Origin of the sequence: Halapricum salinum (assembly GCF_004799665.1) — an archaeon.
Taxonomy (GTDB): domain Archaea; phylum Halobacteriota; class Halobacteria; order Halobacteriales; family Haloarculaceae; genus Halapricum; species Halapricum salinum.
Window position 1 is genome coordinate 1,280,923 of the sequence record NZ_CP031310.1, and the last position, 19,675, is coordinate 1,300,597.

The 19,675-nt window shown below is 66.2% G+C and carries 24 protein-coding genes; 6 read left to right on the plus strand and 18 right to left on the minus strand.

Going from position 1 to position 19,675, the window contains the following annotated elements; translation table 11 throughout:
* Window positions 1–38 precede the first annotated feature (38 nt).
* Genes DV733_RS06410 through DV733_RS06420 form a run of 3 tightly spaced genes read right to left on the minus strand, consistent with a single transcriptional unit; the run spans window position 39 to window position 3,018 of the window.
* Window positions 39–785 (minus strand): universal stress protein, encoded by a 747-nt coding sequence (locus DV733_RS06410; RefSeq protein ID WP_049995539.1) that lies wholly within the window; start codon window positions 783–785, stop codon window positions 39–41.
* A 2-nt stretch (window positions 786–787) separates the two neighbouring features.
* Window positions 788–2,227: an APC family permease gene (locus tag DV733_RS06415; protein WP_049995538.1), complete on the minus strand. Its 1,440-nt coding sequence runs from the start codon at window positions 2,225–2,227 to the stop codon at window positions 788–790.
* 59 nt (window positions 2,228–2,286) lie between these two features.
* Complete coding sequence (locus tag DV733_RS06420) at window positions 2,287–3,018, minus strand: FAD-dependent oxidoreductase (protein WP_049995537.1); 732 nt, start codon at window positions 3,016–3,018, stop codon at window positions 2,287–2,289.
* Window positions 3,019–3,200: 182 nt separating this feature from the next.
* Between DV733_RS06420 and DV733_RS06425 the strand changes: the two genes are divergently transcribed.
* Complete coding sequence (locus DV733_RS06425) at window positions 3,201–3,545, plus strand: hypothetical protein (RefSeq protein WP_136342294.1); 345 nt, start codon at window positions 3,201–3,203, stop codon at window positions 3,543–3,545.
* A 46-nt stretch (window positions 3,546–3,591) separates the two neighbouring features.
* Here the strand turns inward: DV733_RS06425 and DV733_RS06430 are convergent, their stop codons facing one another.
* The 4 genes from DV733_RS06430 to DV733_RS06445 are packed head-to-tail and all read right to left on the minus strand — an operon-like array spanning window position 3,592 to window position 6,060.
* Window positions 3,592–4,221 carry a DUF1641 domain-containing protein gene (locus DV733_RS06430; protein ID WP_136342295.1) on the minus strand — a complete coding sequence of 210 codons (630 nt, stop codon included), beginning with the start codon at window positions 4,219–4,221 and terminating at the stop codon, window positions 3,592–3,594.
* Between the two features lie 2 nt (window positions 4,222–4,223).
* On the minus strand, window positions 4,224–5,366 hold the full coding sequence (locus DV733_RS06435) for an NAD(P)/FAD-dependent oxidoreductase (protein WP_049995534.1): 1,143 nt from the start codon (window positions 5,364–5,366) through the stop codon (window positions 4,224–4,226).
* Between the two features lie 39 nt (window positions 5,367–5,405).
* On the minus strand, window positions 5,406–5,648 hold the full coding sequence (locus tag DV733_RS06440; protein WP_049995652.1) for a sulfurtransferase TusA family protein: 243 nt from the start codon (window positions 5,646–5,648) through the stop codon (window positions 5,406–5,408).
* Window positions 5,649–5,658: 10 nt separating this feature from the next.
* Window positions 5,659–6,060 carry a DsrE family protein gene (locus tag DV733_RS06445; RefSeq protein WP_049995533.1) on the minus strand — a complete coding sequence of 134 codons (402 nt, stop codon included), beginning with the start codon at window positions 6,058–6,060 and terminating at the stop codon, window positions 5,659–5,661.
* Window positions 6,061–6,199: 139 nt separating this feature from the next.
* Between DV733_RS06445 and DV733_RS06450 the strand changes: the two genes are divergently transcribed.
* Complete coding sequence (locus tag DV733_RS06450) at window positions 6,200–6,778, plus strand: magnesium transporter (RefSeq protein WP_049995532.1); 579 nt, start codon at window positions 6,200–6,202, stop codon at window positions 6,776–6,778.
* A gap of 1 nt (window position 6,779) precedes the next feature.
* Window positions 6,780–7,343, plus strand: coding sequence for a magnesium transporter (locus tag DV733_RS06455; protein ID WP_049995531.1), 564 nt, complete (start codon window positions 6,780–6,782; stop codon window positions 7,341–7,343).
* 3 nt (window positions 7,344–7,346) lie between these two features.
* On the opposite strand, the gene DV733_RS06460 is transcribed toward DV733_RS06455, so the two are convergent.
* From DV733_RS06460 to DV733_RS06470, 3 genes are all read right to left on the minus strand, one after another.
* Window positions 7,347–7,688, minus strand: coding sequence for a hypothetical protein (locus DV733_RS06460; RefSeq protein ID WP_049995530.1), 342 nt, complete (start codon window positions 7,686–7,688; stop codon window positions 7,347–7,349).
* 165 nt (window positions 7,689–7,853) lie between these two features.
* On the minus strand, window positions 7,854–8,597 hold the full coding sequence (locus DV733_RS06465; RefSeq protein WP_049995529.1) for a DNA polymerase sliding clamp: 744 nt from the start codon (window positions 8,595–8,597) through the stop codon (window positions 7,854–7,856).
* 44 nt (window positions 8,598–8,641) lie between these two features.
* Window positions 8,642–9,709: a lysylphosphatidylglycerol synthase transmembrane domain-containing protein gene (locus tag DV733_RS06470; protein ID WP_049995528.1), complete on the minus strand. Its 1,068-nt coding sequence runs from the start codon at window positions 9,707–9,709 to the stop codon at window positions 8,642–8,644.
* Window positions 9,710–9,797: 88 nt separating this feature from the next.
* On the opposite strand from DV733_RS06470, the gene DV733_RS06475 reads away from it, so the two are divergent.
* Window positions 9,798–11,135, plus strand: a complete 1,338-nt coding sequence (locus tag DV733_RS06475; RefSeq protein ID WP_049995527.1) for a sulfatase family protein — start codon at window positions 9,798–9,800, stop codon at window positions 11,133–11,135.
* Window positions 11,136–11,150: 15 nt separating this feature from the next.
* Here the strand turns inward: DV733_RS06475 and DV733_RS06480 are convergent, their stop codons facing one another.
* The 3 genes from DV733_RS06480 to DV733_RS06490 all read right to left on the minus strand — a co-directional run bounded on the left by DV733_RS06480 (window position 11,151) and on the right by DV733_RS06490 (window position 13,394).
* Window positions 11,151–11,474, minus strand: a complete 324-nt coding sequence (locus tag DV733_RS06480; protein WP_136342296.1) for a hypothetical protein — start codon at window positions 11,472–11,474, stop codon at window positions 11,151–11,153.
* A gap of 734 nt (window positions 11,475–12,208) precedes the next feature.
* Window positions 12,209–12,721, minus strand: a complete 513-nt coding sequence (locus DV733_RS06485) for a hypothetical protein (protein ID WP_049995525.1) — start codon at window positions 12,719–12,721, stop codon at window positions 12,209–12,211.
* Window positions 12,714–13,394, minus strand: a complete 681-nt coding sequence (locus DV733_RS06490) for a nucleotidyltransferase domain-containing protein (protein ID WP_049995524.1) — start codon at window positions 13,392–13,394, stop codon at window positions 12,714–12,716. Before DV733_RS06490 ends, DV733_RS06485 begins: the two co-directional genes overlap by 8 nt.
* Window positions 13,395–13,562: 168 nt before the next feature.
* Here DV733_RS06490 and DV733_RS06495 point away from each other — a divergent pair, with 168 nt between their 5' ends.
* Both DV733_RS06495 and DV733_RS06500 read left to right on the plus strand, forming a co-directional pair.
* Window positions 13,563–14,354 (plus strand): 23S rRNA (uridine(2552)-2'-O)-methyltransferase, encoded by a 792-nt coding sequence (locus DV733_RS06495; protein WP_049995523.1) that lies wholly within the window; start codon window positions 13,563–13,565, stop codon window positions 14,352–14,354.
* 44 nt (window positions 14,355–14,398) lie between these two features.
* Window positions 14,399–14,944, plus strand: a complete 546-nt coding sequence (locus DV733_RS06500) for a type IV pilin (RefSeq protein ID WP_049995522.1) — start codon at window positions 14,399–14,401, stop codon at window positions 14,942–14,944.
* A 3-nt stretch (window positions 14,945–14,947) separates the two neighbouring features.
* Here DV733_RS06500 and DV733_RS06505 read toward each other — a convergent pair whose 3' ends face one another.
* From DV733_RS06505 to DV733_RS06525, 5 genes are all read right to left on the minus strand, one after another.
* Window positions 14,948–15,796 carry a ribose-phosphate diphosphokinase gene (locus tag DV733_RS06505; RefSeq protein ID WP_049995521.1) on the minus strand — a complete coding sequence of 283 codons (849 nt, stop codon included), beginning with the start codon at window positions 15,794–15,796 and terminating at the stop codon, window positions 14,948–14,950.
* A gap of 63 nt (window positions 15,797–15,859) precedes the next feature.
* Complete coding sequence (locus DV733_RS06510; protein ID WP_049995520.1) at window positions 15,860–17,050, minus strand: MFS transporter; 1,191 nt, start codon at window positions 17,048–17,050, stop codon at window positions 15,860–15,862.
* 51 nt (window positions 17,051–17,101) lie between these two features.
* On the minus strand, window positions 17,102–17,914 hold the full coding sequence (locus DV733_RS06515; protein ID WP_049995519.1) for an HVO_0234 family beta-propeller protein: 813 nt from the start codon (window positions 17,912–17,914) through the stop codon (window positions 17,102–17,104).
* 92 nt (window positions 17,915–18,006) lie between these two features.
* Window positions 18,007–18,480, minus strand: a complete 474-nt coding sequence (locus tag DV733_RS06520; protein WP_049995518.1) for a GNAT family N-acetyltransferase — start codon at window positions 18,478–18,480, stop codon at window positions 18,007–18,009.
* Between the two features lie 145 nt (window positions 18,481–18,625).
* Entirely contained in the window at window positions 18,626–19,639 is a 1,014-nt protein-coding gene (locus DV733_RS06525; protein ID WP_049995517.1) for a phosphotransferase family protein, read from the minus strand.
* Window positions 19,640–19,675 lie beyond the last annotated feature (36 nt).

Genomic DNA, 19,675 nt, shown 5'->3' on the forward strand with positions numbered 1-19,675 from the left:
GAGATTCAGCCGATTACCTGACGGCAGACGACGATTTTTCACTCCGCAGCTCCGTCCTCTTCCCCGCCTTCCGGTGGCTCCCGCTGGACGACGAACACGGGACCCAGAAACTGCTCGGCGATCTGGTCTGCGGGGAGTCCGAAGACGAACGTGGCGAGCGTGGGGTCGGATTCGCCCATCACGAGCGCGTCGAAGTCGACCGTCGCGTCGATGATCGCGTCCAGCGGGTCCTGCTCGCTCTCGATCCGCGTCTCGATGCGGGCATCGTCGAACCCGCGGTCGACCAGCCTGTCGGCCAGGCCGTCCAGCAGTGTCTGGGCGTCGGCGTCGCTCTCACCCTCGCGGGCGACGTGATACAGCGTCATCGTCGCCCCGAAGCCGGCGAAGACGCCGGCCACGACCCGTGCCAGGCGGTCGATACCGACGGTTCCGCGGACGGCAACGAGGACGTCGTCCAGGTCGCCGACTGTGGCGGGGAGGAGGGTGGCCAGACAGTTCTCCTCGTGGCCGAGGCGGTTGAGCGTCTGCTGGGCGTTGTGCGTGAACACGAGCCGTCGCTCGACGGTCGCTCCGGCGTTCTCGAACAGGGCTTCGAGTTCGTCCATCCGGGCGGTCGCGCGCTCCTCGAACTGCATCCGGGCCTGCCCGGGTGCGGTCTGTTCGGGGATGACGTGATAGCCCAGCAGGACGACGTTCGTATCGGCCAGCAGTTTCGGGACGCCGTCGGGGATCGATTCACCCTCCAGGATGCGGATCGGGACGAGTATGGATGGTCTGTCTGTCATGGTTAGACGTCACCTCTGAGTTGCACGTCGGCCGCGTAGTAGCGAAACCACAGATAGGACCCCGCCATGATCGCAGCGCCGATCACGATCGAAGCGCGGTTCATGAAGGCGATCAGGCCGGCGCTGGCGAGGGCGCCCAGGATCGGTATCACTGGGTAGCCGGGGATCCGAAAGTCTGGATCGTACCACGCCGGATCCCGGCGGCGCAGGACGAGCAACGCCACGCAGATCAGCGCGTACATCACCAGGTGCAAGAACGAGGCCACTTCCGCGAGGATCTCGACCTGGTCGGTGGCGACGAGGACGAGGATCGGCCCGCCGGCCATCCCCAGGGCGATGTGGGGCGTGCCGTAGCGGAGATTGATCCGGCTGGCCCACCGCGGGAGCAGCGCGTCGCGGCTCAGCGCGTACACCGAGCGCGAGGCGCTGAGGACCGAAGCGTTCGCACTCGAAAACGTGGCCAGCAGCCCCGCGAACAGAATCAGTACGGCGCCTGGTTGGCCCAGGAGATCGCGCGCGACCTCGACCATCGCTGTCTCGCCGAACCCGCCCAGTCGTTCGGCCCCAAAGGAACTGGTCGCGACGAAGATAGTCACCACGTAGAACAGGGTGACGACGATCACCGAGCCGACCATCGCCAGGGGGAGGTTCCGACTGGGTCTCTTGATCTCGCCGGCGACCGTTGCGACCTGAGCGAACCCGAGATAGGAAGTGAACACCAGTGCCGCGGTCGTCAACACGGGCAGTTGGCCCTGGGAGAAGAACTCCTCGGGGACGGTCTGGTCGCCGAACACGCCGGCAGCGTCGAGGACGCCGTAGGTCAGAAAGCCCGTGAGGATAGCCAGCAAGACGACCACGATTACGTTCTGCAGTTTCGCGGTGTTCTCGGTTCCGCCGACGCTCAGCCCAGTCAGTGCGACAGCGAAGAGCAGCCCGAGCAGGACGTGCGGGGGTACCGGGAGCCCGGCCAACGAGATGCCGACTTCCGCGAGGACGGCCACGATGTAGTGGCCCAGGCCGACCAGGTAAAAGGCCGACGCGAAGACCAGGCCGAGCCACAATCCGAGGCCCACGATGGCGCCGTAGGACGTCCCCATGCTCCGGGAGACGAAGTAGTAGCCGCCGCCGCTCCTGGGCATCGCCGTCGCCAGTTCGGAGGTCGGCAGCGCGACCAGGAGCGCGATGACGCCGCCGATGGCAAAGGAGAGCGCGGCCGCGGGCCCGGCCTCGGTGGCCGCCAGCCCCGGAAAGACGAAGATCCCCGCCCCGATCATGGTCCCGATCCCGATCGCCAGCCCGCCGACGAGCCCGATGGTCCGTTCTAACTCGACGTCGTCCTCGTAGACGGTCGTCTCGTCGGTGACGGACTCGGGCTCGTCGGCGGGTGTCTCGCCTGCGACGTTTTCGCCGACGGGGCCACCATCGGCAGCCGGATCGGCCATAGCTAGGCCGTCACACGGAACGAATAAAAAGCGAGTGGCGGACCCGGGGTCGGCCCGGATCACTCTTCCTCGACCACGCTCGGATGCTGTTCCGGCCGTTCGAGATCCGGGGTAGCCAGTCGCTCACGCATCGCCTCCAGCGACTGCTGCTCACGGCGCACCCACTCTGCCTCGTCGATCTCCTCACACCCTGGCGGAACGTCACGCCCACGGCCGGTGAAGTACCCCTCAGGCGCGACCCAGTCGTGGTAGAAGCCGACCTCGGCATCTTCGAGCAGCGTGACCGCCACCTCCGCGCCGTGACCGGCACAGACCGCGGCCTGGTGTGGTTTCTCTGCCAGTCGGCCCGCCGCAAAGAGACCCTCGACGCCTGTGCGCCCGCGTTCGTCGACGTCGACGTAGTCCTTCCCGCGGTCGATTACGCCCACGCCCTCGACATCGAGATACGAGACGTCGTTCTTGCTCGCGAGGACGACCCACTTGGCAGTGACCACCTCGTCGTCGGTCTCGACCCGAAACACATCCCTCTCGGTGTCGGTCACGCTAGTCACTTCGGCCTCGATGATCGTCGCGCCAGCCTCGGTGGCCTGCTCGACGAGCAGGTCGAGCCAGAGGCGGGCGTTGATTCCTGCTGGGAAGCCGGGGACGTTTTCGAGGTGGGCGTTTCGCCGGAGGATCGACTCGCCGGTGTCGAACACCAGTGTCTCGAAGTCGTGGCGAGCGGTGTAGGTCGCGGCCATCAGGCCGGCGACGCCGCCGCCGACGACGACGACGTCTGCGTCTGTACTCATATCTGGGCGGTCGATCCCATCCCTTAGGAGTCGTTCGGTCCAGTTCCGGATCGAAGACGACTTACTCGGGGCTGAAGATACAGAGCGTATCAGGGTGGCTGACAGTGGGGAACGAGAACCGACGCGAACGGTGGGACCCGCCGACAGGGACGAACGAGAAGCCATTAGCCGAGCAGGATGTAGTGCCGGGCGGAATATACCTCATCGCAACAGTCGCAATTCTCGTGACGGGGGTCGGCCTCCTGCAGACGGTCGGGACGATCGCAAACAGTGGCATCGGCATCATCAGCGCCGTCCTCGTCACAGTCGGGACTATCGAGATCGCCGCGATGATCGGGCTCGTCCGTGGTAGCTCGACGGCCTGGACGCTCGTCGTCGTGCTGTACGCGTTCTCGACACTCGCCAACGTGCTCGCGTTCGGCCTCCTCTGGGGTGTGGTACCAGGCCTCGTGACGGCCTACGTCTACTCCAAGCGACGATACTTCGTCAGCCCTTTCGACGACACCAGCCCCGACAGACATCGGTAGCGATCGGGACGCACCCGGACAAGTCGGGGCGACGGCGACACGTCCCTCAGGTACCGGTCGCAACGTTCCGGCCGAGCCCCTTCAGGAGCGCGAGCGCGACGCCCAGCCCGGCCTTGACCTCGGGATCGCGCATCGCTTTAGCGAGACCGATCGCGCCGACGGGCTCGACCTCCTCGCTGGTGGCGTCGCCGACGGCGTGCAGCACCGATTCCAGTCCGCGAGAGACGTCTTCTTCGGCGGCCGTGTCGGCCACGCCGCCCAGTTGCGAGCCGAGATTCGAGAGGCTCATCACCATCTCGTCGTCCATCGCCGCCGTCAGCAACGAGGCGACCTCCGCAAGCGCGAGCAGATCGTCCAGCGTCCCGGTCCGCTGGAGGCGAGCCAGCCCCTCCAGCCCCTCCGCGAGGTCGTCGGCGTTCTCGCCGACGGCGTCGCCCAGCCGGACCAGTTCGTCAGTCGCCATCCCGTCGGCGGCCATTCCGAGATTGGTGGTCGTCTCGGTCACCGACTGGACCATCTCGTCGTCGGCCGCGGCGGTCAGCAACGAGGCGACGTCGAGCAGTTCGTTGACCTCGTCGAGGCGTTCGAGCAAGCGGGCCGCCTCCTCGGGGTTCTCGGCCACGAGCGACTGGAAGTCGACGTCTTCGGGCGTCGGTTCCTGCTGGGCTTCGCTCATGGTCAGATCAGCCCCCGGGCAGTCAGCCAGTACGACTCGTTGTAGCCCAGTTTCGCCCAGTGGATCGGTTTCGAGGGCTCGCGCATCGTCGGCTCGTCGCCGTAAGCGAACTCGACGAAGGTGGCCTCGTCCATCCCGGTCTCGATGAAGCAGACCGTCTTGCCGTCGAAGGTCGCGGTCGGAGTCTGGCCGCGGACCCGGCTACTGATCCGATCGGCCACGGTCCCGGCCTCGTAGTGGGCGACGCTCCCTGCTTTGGAGGTCGGCACGTCTGCGACGTCACCGATAGCGTAGACGTCCGCGGCGTGTTCTGCTTCCAGGGTGTGTCTGTCGACTTCGACCCAGCCGTCTTCGCCAAGACCGGCCTCACGCACGAGGTCGCTGCCGTCGTGGGGCGGGATCGCCACGAGCAGGTCGTAGTCCAGCTCCTTGCCCTCCATCGTCTCCAGCACCTGAGCGTCGGGATCGACTGTTTCGGCGTTGAAGAACGTCTCCAGTTCGATCCCGCGTTCCTCGAAAATGGGCGTGACCCACTCGGCCACCGACTGGAGGCCGTGGGCGCGCTGGATCGGGTAGGTGTAGGTCAACTCGACGTCTTCGCGCAGCCCACGCTGTCGCAGCCAGTCGTCGACCATCAGCACGAACTCGACGGGCGCAGCCGGGCACATGTGCGGGACACCGATCACGCTCAACACGAGGTGGCCCTCACGGAAGTCGGCCAGTTCCTCGCGCAGTGCCTCGGCTCCCTCCGGGCTGTAGAAGTGGTGGCCACCGTCGACGAGGCCGGGCACTTCCTCGGGCACGAGATTCGCGCCCGTCGCCAGTACGAGATGGTCGTAGGACAGCCCACGTCGGTTATCGAGGACGACGCGCTGGGCGTCGGTGTCGACCTCAGTCACCCGTGCGTTCCAGAACTCGACGCTCCGGGGGAGCAAGTCGGTGAGGGGTTTCGTGGCCTCAGAGACATCCTTCTTCCCGAAGGGGACGTACAGGTACGCCGGCTTGTAGTACTGGTTCTCGCCGTCGTTGACCAGCACGACCTCGACGTCTCCACGATCCAGTTCGGGTTCGAGGCGGTCTGTCAGTCGGTTCGCGAGCACCGTCCCGCCGGTCCCGCCACCGACGATCACGATCCGTTCGGTCATTTCCGATCACCCGTGTAGAAATGTGCATTCATTACACGATCACTCGGTCGTTCTGACGTAGAGACTCCAGTAGTCGTCGTGTTCGACGACGTCGAGCATCTCGTGGCCGGCTTCGTCGGTCCACTCGGGCACGTCGCTTCGGGAGCCGTTGTCACTGGTCTGGAGTTCGATCACGGTGTCGGCGTCGACTTTCTTGATCTTGCCGATCAGGTCCATCAGCGGACCCGGGCAGGTCGCGCCACGGGAGTCGACCACGACGTCTGGGGAGATGGATTCACTCATCATGATCACCTCAGACGAACAGCACCTGCTTGTCCTTCGCTTTCTGGAGGAAGCCGGAGACACCCAGTACGCCGTCGAAGACGTCGACGTAGTCGTCGATGCCGTTGCCCATGAGGTCCATCACCATCTCGCAGGCGTACACTTCGAGGGGACCCAGTTCCTTGGCCTGGGTCAGCTGCTCGGTGAACAGCGGGACCTGGTCGCCCTCGGACTGCAACATCGCGTAGCCGGCCTCGCCAGCCACGTCGAAGTCACCGCTCTCGACGGTCTCGCGTTCGAAGGCCGTCAGCCCGTTCATCGTCGCGAAGACCTGAACGGGGACGTCCGAGGCCGCCGCGATCGAGCCGATCATGCTCACTGCCTGTACGCGCTCTAGCTCGCCGGAGGCGAGAACGATTGCATAGCCAGTCATCTGTCGCTCACACCTGAATGAAGACAGTATGTAGTTATAGTATTGTGCTATATTTCCAAGATAGTGAGAACAGGCGGAAGCGGAGCACGCGGTGACATCGCGAACGGTTTTTTGCCCCTCGCGGTACTCACCCCGGACGATGACGCGCCGGTCGGTCGCCGTTGAGGCCTACAAAGAGGGGGTGCCCGCGCTATCGGCGAGTCTCGTCGGCGGCCTGTTGGCAGGAGTCGTGCTCGGCGGGATGCGGAGCGATCTCCAGACGATCGACGGCCTGCTGGTGCTCGTGCCCGCGTTGCTGGCGACCCGGGGGAACGTCTACGGCTCGCTCGGCGCGCGGATCGCCACCGCCCTCCACCAAGGGTTGCTCGAACCCCGGGTAAGCGAGGCCGACGACGCCCTCCTCCGGGCGGTCGCCGCCGCGATCTCGAACGGACTCCTGGCGAGCGTCTTCGCCGCCGTCGTCGCGACGCTGGCGCTGCTCTCGCTGGGACGGCCGAGCGCCGGTCTCTTCACTTTCGCGGCCATCTCCATTGTCGCCGGCCTCCTGTCGGGGATCGCGCTGGCGACGACGGTCGTCTTCGTGGTATTCGCCGGCTATCGCCGCGGCTACAACCCTGACACGCTCGTCGGCCCGCTGGTCACGACTGCAGGCGATGTCTTCGGCATGGCCGCGCTACTGCTCGCGGTCCGGGTCGTCATCCTGCTGGGAGGTGGCTGAGATGGCGACGACCGACTGGACGGTGCGGGCGATCACGCGCGCCATGCTGCCCGTATTGCTCGTGCTCACCGTCATCGAGATCGGGAGTGGGCTCGTCCTCGGAACCTTCGAGGGCGATCTCCTCCGCTATCCCTCACTCCTCATTCTCGTCCCGGTGACGATCGGCACGGCCGGCAATCTCGGCTCGATCCTCGCCGCCCGGCTCTCGACGGCGTTTCACCTCGGGACCCTCTCGTTTGCGCCCGACGACGACATGCTCGCCGGCAACGCACTCGCGACCGTCGCGCTCGCGTTGACGGTCTTCCCGATAATCGGCGTGGGGGCGTGGGGACTGGCCGTGGTGACTGGTGGTGCGAGACTCACAGCAGGGACGGTCGTCCTCGTAGCTGTTTCGAGTGGTGCGATCCTGGCAGTGCTGGCAGTCGTCGTCACGGCGATCGCGACCTACGCGGCCTACCGGCGCGGGCTCGACCCCGACGACGTGGTCATTCCCGTAGTCACGAACACCTGTGACGTGCTGGGCGTGGTCGTGCTCTTTGCGGTCGTGCGGATCGTGATCGGCTGAGACTCAGACCGCGACGGCCGCGATGACGAGGGTGTTCCAGACGACCACGACTACGCCGACGAGCACGATCGCGAGTGGAACGCCGACGCGATGTGGTTCCGGCAGACGAGTCCAGAGGGCGAACAGCGTACCGAACACGAGCACTTTCAACCCGACCAGTCCGGTGAAGCCGTGCTGTCGGAGAAACAGTTCCGGGACGGGACTAGACTCGGCGATTCTGGGGTGTGAGAGGTCGACGCCGGTCGTGAGGAGATCGCCGACACCGAAAGTAGCCACCGCTGCGAGCCACAGCCGCGGCGTTCCGTCTCGACCCCCCGCAAGCGACCCACGCGATCGGGACTCCATACGCCGGCTTCGGCGGCACCCGGTATTGTTAGCGCCACTGAAAGAGAGGGACAAAAAGCCCTAGGAGAGCCTCACCAGGAGATTCTACCGTCGTGTGTCGACCGATACGAGCGGAAACCGACCGGTACTCGGAATGGGAGCGGACGTGAGACCGACGGGAGCTAGTCAGTCGCTCTGGACGCGCGGGGCGAGCATGTACGTGACTTGTCCCTGGCCCTCGGCGATCTCGAAGTGAAGCTTGACGGGGAACTCCTCGCCGAGTTCGATCGTGACCTCGGCGTCTTTCGGGATGGCCTTGTTCATGTCCTTGAGGTAGTCCAGCGAGAACAGCGAACTGGCCTCCCCAGCGGTAAGGTCGATCAGATCTTCCACTGTGAGTTCGAGATGGACGTCGTCGGTGTCGCCCTCGGCGTCGACGTAGAAGACTTCCTCAGTGTCGTCGACGCCTAGCTCGATGTGGTCGCTCACCATGTCCGAGGCCTTGACCGCGCGGTCGATATCCCGGCCTTCGAGGACGATCCGGGCAGGCAGATCCAGATCCGGCAGATCGGGCTCCTGGCGGATCGAATCGGGGTTGATCAGCGCGAGGGTGTACTCCAGGCCGTCGATAGCGATGTGGAGTTTGCGGGTCTCCTCGTCGAGTTCGAGGTGGATCAACTGGTCGGAGTCGGCCATCCCGGCGATATCTTCGAGCCGGGAGAGATTGACGCCGATGAGTCCGCCGTCGGTCTCGTAGGATTCGAAGGCGGCGGCACTCAGCGAGAGATCGACCATCCCGACGTTTGCGGGGTCGACGGCCCGGATCTCAAGCCCGTCGTCCTCCAGGTGAATCTTGCATTCGTCGACCAGCACGCTGACGGAGTCGAGCGTCGACTGCAGCGTGTCAGCACTGACGATCGCGTTGAACATCTTGGTCGCGGCTACGACCGCATCATTTAAAAAGACTTCAATTGTCATCGCGCGCGCTTGGCGCGGTCCCAGCCGACCGTCCACAACCACGTGAACACCAGCCCGCTGGCCACCAGCGGCAGCCAGTACGTGCAGAGCCGATAGAGCAGGACGACCGCCGCGGCCGTAGTCAGCCCCAGTCCGCCGAGGTGGATCAGCAGTGCCGTCAGCGCGACTTCGACGCCGCCCAGCGCACCGGGCAGCGGCAGGAACCCGAGCAGGCCGACCGGCGGGACGACGAACAGCGCCAGCGGGAGCGACACCGACACGCCGACCGCACTCGCGGTGAGTACCAGCGCAGACGCCGTCGCCACCCATCCGAGCGTCGTGAGACCGACTGCGCGGACCAGCAGCCGTGGATCGTCCGCGAGATCGGCCGCTGTCTCGTAGTAGTGGGTGACGCTCGTGTCGACGCGCTCGGGAGCAAGTGCGCGCCGAAGCCGTTCCGAGACCCGGCCTAGCGTCACTCGAAGGAGTGCCGCGGCACCGAGGATCCATTCCCGGATCGAGGCCCGGCGATACCACAGCAGTGCCGCTACGAACGTCCCACTGGCGAGGACGATCACCAGCCCGATCTGGAGCACGCGAACCTGCTGGACTGGAGCGCTGGTTCCGAACACGAGCAGTCCGCCGGTGATCGCCAGCAGCGCCGACAGCAGGTGGGTGGTCGCCTCACCGATCGAAGTGGGCGCGAGATCGGCGCTGTAGGAGCGGTCGGTGTGGCGCCCGACGAGATAGACGAACACGACCGGGCCAAGCGACTGGCCTACGGGGACGATCAGCCGGACGAACGTGGCGGCGCCGTACGAGCCGAGACACGCTCGGACAGAGAGATCGGCCCCCGAGGCCAGAAAGAGCGCCCTGAGCGCCTCGCTCCAGACGAGATAGGCCAACAGGGCAACACTGGCCGCGATCGCGACCGGCAGCGTCTCGGCTCGCGAGACGACCCGCAGGATCGCGGCCCAGTCGACCGCGAGCGCCAGGGTCGCGAAGACGGCGATCGCACCCGCGAACCCGAGGGCGATCCGCACTCGTGGCAGGCCGAGCGGGGACTGGCGGCTGGCCGGCGTCACGTGCCTGGATGGTCAGGCGAGCGGGAAAACCCTACCGGCGCGAGCGGGCAGCCGCCAGAATTAGGCTCCTGGCGGCCGCGCTGTGGGTATGCTCACGCTCGTCGTCGACATCGACTCGCTGCGGCCGGACCACGTCGGAGCCTACGGCTATTCGGAGCCGACGACGCCGAACATCGACCGGCTGGCCGAGGACGCCGTCCGCTTCGACCGCGCCTACGCCGCTAACTCACCCTGTATGCCCGCCCGGGCCGGCTTCCTCTCTGGTCGCTACGGCATCGCCAACGGCGTCGCTACCCACGAAGCCCGCGCTCAGACGCTGGCTGGCCCGGCGGCCTGGGAGGGCTTCGACGGCGAGGACAGCGACTACTGGACGCTCCCCGAGACGCTCTTTCAGGATCGGACGCGGGCCTGTGCGGTGTCGTCGTTCCCGCGTCATCCCGCTCCCTGGTTCTACCACCTCTGGGACGAGTTTCACCAGCCACGAGAGCCCGCGGGTGAGGGCGAGTACTTTCAGACGCCCCGCGCCGAGACGGTCGCCGACCGCGCCATCGACTGTCTGGATCGCCACACCGAGGAGGATCTCTTTCTGTACGCCCAGTTCTGGAACCCGCACACGCCGTACAACCGTAGCGACGAAGAGATCGCCCAGTTCGACCCGCCGCGTCCCGAGTATCCGACCGACGAGCAGATCGCCAGCCAGCAGGCAGACGATCACTGGCGGTGTGCCAGCCAGCAGGGGATCGAAGACGCCGCGGACTTGCTGGAGACGCTGGCCCACTACGACGCCGAGATTCACTACTGCGACCGCCACGTCGGGCGGCTACTGGACGCCCTGCGCGAGCGCAATGTCTACGAGGAAGCGCTGATCGTCCTGCTGGCCGACCACGGCGAGGAGTTCGGCGAGCACGGCCTGTACAGCGAACACTGGAGCACCCACGAAGGGACACAGCGGATCCCGCTGCTCGTGAAACCACCCGGCGGAGCCCGACAGGGGACGAGCGACGCGCTCGTGACGAACGTCGACCTCGCGCCGACGATCCTGGACTACGCCGGCCTCGACCGGCCGGCCGCCTGGCAGGGCCGATCTCTCCGGCCGCTGCTCACCGGCGAATCGACACGATGGCGCGAGCGCGTCGTCCTCGACCACGGCCTCTACACGGCCCAGCGCGCGGTCCGCACCGACCGCTGGAAGTTCGTCCGAACCTACCACGACGGCGTCTGGGACCTGCCGGAGCGACAGCTGTTCGATCTCGACGCCGATCCCCACGAACAGACCGACGTCGCCGACGCACATCCCGACGTGGTCACGGAGCTCGAACGGGCGATGGCCTGCTGGGCGGAGACACACGTCGGGCGCGAGGAAGACGCCCTCCACGCCGTGGCGAGGGGGGGACCAGCAGGCCTTGCGTGGGCCGACGAGGAGTGAACGCAGCCGGGAAGGTCAGCGCCTGTCGACCCTGGCGATGGCCTGGGCTACCGCCTCGTCGTCGGCGCCATCCGCGGCCGTCGACCGCTGGCCCGACCGTCGATCGGCGGCGTGCGCCGCTCGGCCACCGCCTTCGCGAGCGGCGACCGCGGCAGCGACGGTCTCGTCGTCGGCACCGCGGGGCTCAGCATCGATCCCGTGGTCGTCGGCGTCATCCTCGGTTTCCGAATCAGCCGCGACCCACGTGAGCGAACGAGAGGGCGGTCGCTCGCTTCGAGACTCCGTGGCCGCCGCACGGAGATCATCTTGCAGGGACTCCACCCACGTCTCGAACGGCATCAGCTGCACCCCCCGACAGGGAGTCGCCGAGCCGGTCGGAAGCGGTACTCGATCGGCGTCGTTCGATTGCAGTTGCGTTTGCTCACACCCACCAGTCCCCCAGGGCGGGGACAGGTGAACAGACGGCCCCAGAGCCCCTATCCTCACTGCCTGAACTACCCGCTCACGGTGTGAAGACCCGATTAGATCGTGAGAGTCAGTCGGACCGCTGCCGGACAGGTCCACCAGCGACGCCGCGTTCGACGCGAAAAGGGGCACAGAGGGGGAGACTGGGACGTAGCAGGAGCGTCACCAGCCACTGCGTCGGCATGGGCACCGTCCCACCGGAGCCACGGGCGCGACGGCCCGAGATCGATGGGGGTGGCCGCACGGCCGGACCGCGGACGTATGGATGACAGTGTCGGGGAACACTCGGGGGGTCCTGGCACACGGCGACCGGCTCGCGCGGATCGTTCCACCCACCGTCGCTCCAGCGACGGCACCAGACGAACCGTGGGTTCGTTCGCCCCTAATCTCACCGCCTGACACCCCCACTCACGGCGTGAGCGAGACGTGCGACGAGGGGTGGCTGGCGGCCGTGCTGGCACGGACCAGTGGCGTGAGCACGCGTGGTGCAGTCGAAACGAAGGTCGTATGCCACTCGCCGCTCTAGCCGTGCCAATCAGATGTCGCGGAAAGACGACTACTACAACTACCCCTAACGACCTGTTTGGCCTACTGGTTCCAACTCGTCGTCAGCGACGACACTGGCATTCGTGTGAGAGCCGTGCAAAGTTCTTCACGTAATCGTGGATAGCCACAGCAAGATCGAACATCGCGTCGGCCTGTTGTGCGGCCGCAACCGTATCGCGGTAGTACGCCGCTGCCCGGTTGTCCCGGTACAATTGCGTTAGACGTCGTGCAGTCTCCGCCGTCACGAGACCGAGATCGGCACCACGGTCGTATGCGCGGTTGTGGCCCTCTCGAAAGTCGTCGATAGTGTCGTTTGACGCAGTCAGCGCGTAGAATTCGAAGGTACGCTCGATTGCAGCGAAGGACATCTCGATCACGCTCGTGTGGTAGCCGTCGTGCTCGCGCAGGAGGCGACAGGCGTCGAGGAGACGGCAGGCTTTCCGGAGCTGAATCACGTCGGCATCGTGTGTGTTCGGATCGAGACCCTCCTCGTAGTCCGGACGCCCGAGATGGCCGCCGAACGCGTCCTCGGCTCGGGAGACAACGTCGTCGAGGTCGTCGGGTTCGTCAGGCATCGCTCAGCACCTCCTGCTTGAGTTCCCTGAGTGCGTCGCTGTCGACCAGTGTAATCGCGTCTGCGAACACCTCTTCGAGGCGATCGCCGTGACCGCGTGACGACTCCGGTGTCTCGACGAGAATCTGGAACTCGTAGCGGTCGCCGTCGAACCGCTCCTGTCCGAGTTCTTTCGCGAGCTCGTTCGCGCGGTGCTGATCGGCGCGGTCGTCGGCAAGTACCCAGAGATCGATGTCGCTCTGGCGGTCAGCCCGACCGCGGGCGACGCTCCCGAACACGAGGACGCCGTGAATGTCTCCCAGTTCGTCGCGGATGCGGTCGAGCGCCGCGCGGACAGGTCGGTGGAACTCTAGCTGGGGAATGCGCAGGACGGGATCTTCGGGCTTTGTCATCCGGGTTCGGTTGATGCCGACGAGCCGCCGGTTGCCCTCAGTCTCGACGACCACTAGCCCGTTCGATTCGAGGACGTCGACGGCCCGCTTGACCGACTGGGCTGCGTTGTCGGTGAGTCGGCCTAGTTCGCGGATCGTGAACTGTTCGTACGGATTGTCGAACAACAGCCGGAGGAGGTCGTCGGTGGCCTTGTGGCGGAACAGGTCGGGATCGGGTGCCGGTATCGGGAGCCCGACCGTGGCTTGCTCCGTCTCGTCGAGCCTTGCGTCTTGTCTCGCCATACGTTATGCGTATCGCCTAACGGAACAATAATCTTCGGGCGGAGGTGCAGTTCGGCTGTCGCTCCGGACGGCTCCCGATCCGGCATCCCTTTCAGCGTCGACGGCCTGAAGTGGGTATGACCGGACGTTCGCGCGGCTCTCGCGCTCGAAGTGCGTCACGAGGTACGTATGTCAGGGAAAGATAAATACTACAACAGGGCCAAACAGGAGGGCTATCGCGCCCGGTCGGCCTACAAGCTCAAGCAGTTAGACGAGACAGCGGGGTTGTTCGGCCCGGGCAACACTGTGATCGACCTCGGAGCCGCGCCCGGTGGGTGGCTGCAGGTCGCCGCCGAGCGCGTCGGTTCCGAGGGGACGGTCGTCGGCGTCGACCGCCAGCGGATCGACGACCTCGAGGATCCCGAGGCCACAGTTGAATACGTCCGCGGGGACATGACCGAAGACAGCACGAAAGCCGAGATCCGCGAGCTCGTGGGTACGGGAGAGGAGACCGGCGGCCCGGCCGACGTCGTGATCTCGGACATGGCACCGAACGTCACCGGCGAGTACGAACTCGACCACGCCCGGTCGGTCCACCTCGCCCGCCAGGCCTTCGAGGTCGCGCTCGACCTGCTGGACTCGGGCGGGGACTTCGCGGCCAAGGTCTTCGACGGCCAGGATCTGGACGGCTTCGAGGCCGACGTCGAGCAGGAGTTCGAGTACGTCCGGCGGGTCCGCCCGGACGCCACGCGCGACGAGTCCTCGGAGGTCTATCTCGTCGCGAAAGGACGACTCACGGCCCCAGTTCGGGAGGGCGACACCCGCGAAGTCGAGATCGTCGACGTGGGCCGGGACGGCGACGGGATCGCCAAGATCGAGGGCTTCACGATCTTCGTCTCGGGCGTCGAAGAAGGTGACGTGGTCGAGATTCGCGTCGACGACGTGAAGCCGCGGTACGCGTTCGGCCAGCCGGTCGAGTGATCTCAACGGTTTTGTCCGTTCAGTCCGAACAGTGAGAAGAGTCGATGTCCAGAGCCGTCGCACCGGTCGTCTCGACGATTCTCATGGTCGCTGTCGTGGTGATTCTGGCGGCCGTGCTCTCGGTATTCGCACTCGGGTTCACTGAGGACACTGGCGGTGAGGCACCCATCGTCGGCCAATCCAGCGGGGCCTTCGAGGCGTTCGAGGACGGCTCGGACGAACAGATCGTGACGATCCGCCACGTCGCGGGCGATACGATCCCTACCGAGGAGATGGAAGTGGCAGTCAGTGCGACCTGCAAAGGGGGGACAAAACGGGGACGGCTGGTCGAACTGCCGGTCGACGGTTACTACGGTAACGCCATCGGAGAGCAAAACGTCGAGGGTTCGGACATCTTCGATGGATCGTACGGACAGTTCTATGGTGACGTCGGTGCGCTTGACGACGACACGTTCACCGCTGGCGAAATGATCCAGTTCCGGATCGGGAAGGGCGACTGCGAGGTGCCCGACTCAGGCACAGTCACCGTCCGGGTGATCCACGTTCCGACGAACGCCGTCGTGATTACCCAGGAACTGACCGCACGATAGTGATCACAGCGCGTCGGCGATCGCCGGCGCGACGCTGACCTCGCTGACGGCGCGTTCGAGCGTGTCGGTCCCGAAGATCGAATCGACGCCCGCAGCGGAGAGTTTGAGGACGGCGTTGCGCGCGAGCATCGGGTGGACGCAGGTGACGAACACGCGCGCTGCGCCCAGTTTCTGCAGTACGCCGACTGACTCGGACATCGTCGAGCCAGTGGCGATGATGTCGTCGGTCAAGACCACGTCTCGACCCTCGACGACGGCGTCCCGCGGCTCGATCTCGACCTCCGTACTGGAGTGGCGAGTCTTCTCGAAGAAGTCGATCGCGCCGCGGCCGTAGGCCTCGCTGACGGTCTCTGCGATGTCGACCGCGCCCTCGTCCGGCGAGATAAAGACTGGGTCGGTCAGGTCGCCGGGCAGCGGCTCTGCGAGGCGGCCGGCGGCGTCGACCGACTCGGCGGGCACGTCGAAGCAGTCGGCGACGGCGGGCTCGTGGGGATTCACGGTGAGCACGCGGTCTGTTCCGGTCGAGATGGCACGGGCCATCGCACGGGCCGAGACGGGTTCGCCCGTCTCGAACGCGCGGTCCTGGCGGCCGTAGCCCATGTACGGCAGGACGGTGGTGATCTCGGAGACGCCGGCTTCACGGAGGGCGTCCTGGAGTTGCAGGAGTTCGACGTGGGCGTCACTGCTTGGCGTGGCGGCGACGACGACCGCGCGCTCGGCGGCCGGGTCGGGCACGCGCACGTGCAGTTCGCCGTCGGGAAAGCGGTCGTACTCGACGCGGGCCAGCGATTGGCCGGTGACGGCTGCGAGTTCGGCCGCCAAAACTTGCGACTGGGAGCCGCTGACGATCATGTGCGGTCGCAAGCGGCCGGGCATAAACCCGTTTTCGGTCTGGTCAGCGTATGCGACTGCCAGTCACTGGACAGCCTCGATCGCGCCGGCGTCGAACTCGATCGACCGGACGGCTGGCGCAGCCACGACCGCGATGGCGAGTTCGAGGCCGCCGACCAGGACGAACGCCGGGAGATACCCCCAGACGTCGGCGGCGACCCCGCCGACCAGAAAGCCCGAGAGGAAGCCGAGGCTGCCGAAGACGTTGAACCCGCCCATGGCCGTCCCCGACTCCTCGGGATCGGCCAGATCCGAGACCAGCGCCATCGTCGTCGGCGAGACGAGCGCGCCGAAGACACCGACGACGACCATCAGCACGGCCGCCAGCGGGTAGACCGGCGCGAGCCCGACTGCGACGATTCCGAGGCCGTAGGCGATCGACCCGCCGACCACGGGGAGAAAGCGGCCGATCCGGTCGGACCACGATCCGAAGGGATACTGCAACAGGGCGAAAGGAACGAAAAACAGCGCGAGCGTCAGCCCGACCGCGCCCGCGTCGAGGCCGAACGCTTCCCGGAAGTAGAAGACGCCGACGAGCGAGAAGAAGCCGGCCGTCATCCGGTCGACGAACCCGAACGCGTAGGGGATCGCCAGTCGGCGACGGGCGCGGAGGCGAGTGAGCAAACCTGTTGCACGCCGAGCAGAGCCGACCGCGCGGTCGGGGACCGTCGCGACGACGCCAGCGGCGAGGGCCAACACCGCGGCGCTGGCGAGTAGTGGTGCGAGCGGATTCACAGTCGAAAGCTGGCCCCCGACGACCGAGCCCAGCGCGGCCCCGAGACCGATCGCGATCCCGGCCGCACCCATGTTCCGCCCGTGGCTCGCAGAGAGGTCCATCAGCATCGTGATCGACAGCGAGAACGCGCCGATGGTCAGCGCCCCGCCGAGTACCCTGACGGCGAGGACGGCGTCGAATCCCAGCCCGAGCGACGGAAACAGCGTCAGTGAGACGTAACAGCCCGCGCCGCCGAGCGCGCCGAGGACGATCCAGGGCGTCCGCCGCCCCGAGGCGTCGCTGAGCGCGCCCCAGACGACTGCACAGGTGATGAACGCCGCGAACTCCGCGACGAGAAACCACATCCCGGCCTGAATATCCCCCGGCGCACCGAGTGCGACGATCAGGTCTTCGAGGCCGGGATAGAGGAACGTCTGGGAGACCAGCACGCTCCAGACGACGACCGCGAGGCGGGCGCGCTCGCTCACGGGGACGTCCATACCCGTCGTTCGGCCCGATCCCGATAAAACGCGTCGATCACGCGGCAGAGACTACTGCTCGGGGACGGCCAGCGCGGCCGTCTCGGGCAGTCCCAGCGAGCGCGAACGCCACCCGCTCGCGCCGTCTTTCGCTGCCACAGGATCGACCAGACACGTGCCCGACTTCGTGATTCCAACGACGCCCCCATCTTTGACGTAGCCGACGTCGACGATCGGTTCGTCCGTCGGAACGTCACGCTCGCGCCAGGAACCGCCCTCACGGGTGTACAGCGCGTCGGCAGTCGCGGCGTGGGCCTGCTCGCCGGCAGCGCTCACGACCCGAAAGTCACCCTCTAGATCACGGGTCCAGCCCGGGCCGAGGCGGTAGAGGCCCTCGCTCGTCGCCGCGTAGGGCGTCTCGCGCCCGACGACGTCGAAGGCGTCGTCTAATCCGACGTGTTCCAGCGTCTCGTCGACCCGAAACACGCCCTCGAAACTCGCCACGAGGTCGCCGTCGATCGCTCGCACCGACGCGACGGTGCCCAGCGGTTCCCAGTCGTCGGTGAGCGCGTAGACCGTGCCGTCGGGGGCTGCGGCCAGCGGCGCGTCAGCGACCCCCACTGCGACGGCCGGGCCAAAGTCCAGGGGCTCGACAGGCAGGTCCGGGCCGCCGGTCTCGATGGCGAGGACGTCCTCGTCAGTGGCGACGAGCACGCGCGTGCCGTCGGCAGCCACGTCGTGCGCCTCACAGCGATGTGCGAGGCTGAACTGGCCGATGCGGTCGTTCGAGACCGACACCGCCGCGACGCCCAGGCCGGTCGCGACGTACAGGTCGGTCTTCCCTAGCGTGTCGGCGTAGATGCGGTCCTCCTCGATGTCACCCATACGCGAACGCGGGCGGCCGAGCGTCGAAAGCGTGTCGACATCCAGCGCTCAACGTCCCGAATACGTTCGGTTTCGGCCGTGAAAACGGGGTATCAGGCGATCGTCTTTCGGTAGGAGACCAGTTCAGTCCCCAGGTGGACGTCCCGGTCGGCCACCTCGTAGCCGTGGGACTCGAGGAACGCCTGAGCGGACTCGTTGAGGCCCATCTCGTCGATGATGGTCGCCTCGTAGCCGGCCTCGTCGGCGCGTTCTTCGAGTGCGTCGAGGATCTTCGTTCCGTATCCCTCGCGCTGATAGGCCGGATCGACGCGGATCCGACGGAGAACCGCCGTCTCGTCGTCCAGGCGCTCGAACGCCCCGGTCGCGACCAGATGGCCGTCGTCGAGTCCGACGAGGAACTCCCCACCGTCTTCGAGATACTCGTCCTCGACGTCGTCGAGGTCGGCGTACATGTTGGGGTGCTCAGACTCGGGGTGTTCGACGTCCCACGACCACTTGTCGTGAAGGTTGCGCACGTCTTCGGCGTCGTCAGCCTCGTAGCGACGAACCGTGAAATCGCTCGACATGGGAATCACCCACACTATGTGACCGGGGGCCTTTAAAACATCGTAATCCGCGATCGTTACAGTTCGGTGAGGAGTATGGGCCGACCATTACAACTATCGAGAAACCGAATCGGTGTTTCCCGGCCGTGAGCGCCGCTCGCGCCGGTCAGTCGGGGAGTGCGGAGACGAGCCGTTCGAACTGTTCGCGATAGTAGGCTTTCGCCCGGGCTTCGGCGAGGCCGCCGGCGTCGCTGAACGCGCGCTCGAAGCCGGCCATCCGCCACAGTAGCGTCGAGAGCTGATAGAGGGGCCGGCGACGCTCGTAGCCGTCGTCGATGGGGAACTCGTGGAACTCCCGGTAGCCGTCGTGGAGTTGCTCACGGAGGCTCGCACGCACTTCGGGATCGCGGAACACCGAATCGATAAAGAGGAACTCAGTCTGGGCGACGTTGTACTCGGGATGGCCGGCCAGGGCGTTCTGCCAGTCGAGGACGGCCGTGATGGGCTGATCGGCCTCGTCGTTGTACATCAGGTTCGCGGGCCGGAAGTCGTCGTGGACCAGCCGCGGCGTTGCGGTCGTCGGGATGGAGTCGATCGCGCCGTCGATGGCCTGCCCGGCCGTCTTCGAGAGGTCCGCAAACGGCGTCGACTCGAGACGGTCGAGGTGGCCGCGGGTCAGATCGTCGAAGAACTCCCGCCAGTCCCAGGTGAGGTTCTCGACGACGAGCCGGTCGTTCTGCAGGCCGAAGTAGCCGAAGCCCTCGAAAGCGATGTTCGAGTGGAGTTCGCCCAAGATTTCGCCGACCTGGGTCATGATCCGCGAGCGGAGATCGGCGTCGAGTCCGTCGAACTTATCGGAGAGGCTGTCGCCCTCCATGCGCTCGGTGACGAAGTAGGGCGGGACGTTCTGTTCGGGATCCTGCTTGAACACCAGGATCCGCGGGACCGGGATCTCGGTTCGGTCGGCGACGTACTCGTGGAGATACGGTTCGAGTGCGAAGTTGACGCCGTTGGGCGGCTGGAACTTCACGACGACCTCGTAGGTCTCCCCGCGGTAGTTCAGCGTCACCAGATAGACGTCAGTCTGACTCCCGCCGGTCGGCTGTTCGTAGCTGAAGTCCTCGTAGTCCGGCCCGGACTCCTCCAGCACAGCCTCGATGTTGGTCGCGGGAGATGACACGTGGCTACATACGCGGACCCCCCAAGTGAATGTTAC

Coding starts and splice junctions, on each gene's coding strand:
- DV733_RS06410 (WP_049995539.1), bottom strand. CDS start 785: ATGACAGACAGACCATCCATACTCGTCCCGATCCGCATCCTGGAGGGT.
- DV733_RS06415 (WP_049995538.1), bottom strand. CDS start 2,227: ATGGCCGATCCGGCTGCCGATGGTGGCCCCGTCGGCGAAAACGTCGCA.
- DV733_RS06420 (WP_049995537.1), bottom strand. CDS start 3,018: ATGAGTACAGACGCAGACGTCGTCGTCGTCGGCGGCGGCGTCGCCGGC.
- DV733_RS06430 (WP_136342295.1), bottom strand. CDS start 4,221: ATGAGCGAAGCCCAGCAGGAACCGACGCCCGAAGACGTCGACTTCCAG.
- DV733_RS06435 (WP_049995534.1), bottom strand. CDS start 5,366: ATGACCGAACGGATCGTGATCGTCGGTGGCGGGACCGGCGGGACGGTG.
- DV733_RS06440 (WP_049995652.1), bottom strand. CDS start 5,648: ATGAGTGAATCCATCTCCCCAGACGTCGTGGTCGACTCCCGTGGCGCG.
- DV733_RS06445 (WP_049995533.1), bottom strand. CDS start 6,060: ATGACTGGCTATGCAATCGTTCTCGCCTCCGGCGAGCTAGAGCGCGTA.
- DV733_RS06450 (WP_049995532.1), top strand. CDS start 6,200: ATGACGCGCCGGTCGGTCGCCGTTGAGGCCTACAAAGAGGGGGTGCCC.
- DV733_RS06455 (WP_049995531.1), top strand. CDS start 6,780: ATGGCGACGACCGACTGGACGGTGCGGGCGATCACGCGCGCCATGCTG.
- DV733_RS06460 (WP_049995530.1), bottom strand. CDS start 7,688: ATGGAGTCCCGATCGCGTGGGTCGCTTGCGGGGGGTCGAGACGGAACG.
- DV733_RS06465 (WP_049995529.1), bottom strand. CDS start 8,597: ATGTTCAACGCGATCGTCAGTGCTGACACGCTGCAGTCGACGCTCGAC.
- DV733_RS06475 (WP_049995527.1), top strand. CDS start 9,798: ATGCTCACGCTCGTCGTCGACATCGACTCGCTGCGGCCGGACCACGTC.
- DV733_RS06480 (WP_136342296.1), bottom strand. CDS start 11,474: ATGCCGTTCGAGACGTGGGTGGAGTCCCTGCAAGATGATCTCCGTGCG.
- DV733_RS06485 (WP_049995525.1), bottom strand. CDS start 12,721: ATGCCTGACGAACCCGACGACCTCGACGACGTTGTCTCCCGAGCCGAG.
- DV733_RS06490 (WP_049995524.1), bottom strand. CDS start 13,394: ATGGCGAGACAAGACGCAAGGCTCGACGAGACGGAGCAAGCCACGGTC.
- DV733_RS06495 (WP_049995523.1), top strand. CDS start 13,563: ATGTCAGGGAAAGATAAATACTACAACAGGGCCAAACAGGAGGGCTAT.
- DV733_RS06500 (WP_049995522.1), top strand. CDS start 14,399: ATGTCCAGAGCCGTCGCACCGGTCGTCTCGACGATTCTCATGGTCGCT.
- DV733_RS06505 (WP_049995521.1), bottom strand. CDS start 15,796: ATGATCGTCAGCGGCTCCCAGTCGCAAGTTTTGGCGGCCGAACTCGCA.
- DV733_RS06510 (WP_049995520.1), bottom strand. CDS start 17,050: ATGGACGTCCCCGTGAGCGAGCGCGCCCGCCTCGCGGTCGTCGTCTGG.
- DV733_RS06515 (WP_049995519.1), bottom strand. CDS start 17,914: ATGGGTGACATCGAGGAGGACCGCATCTACGCCGACACGCTAGGGAAG.
- DV733_RS06520 (WP_049995518.1), bottom strand. CDS start 18,480: ATGTCGAGCGATTTCACGGTTCGTCGCTACGAGGCTGACGACGCCGAA.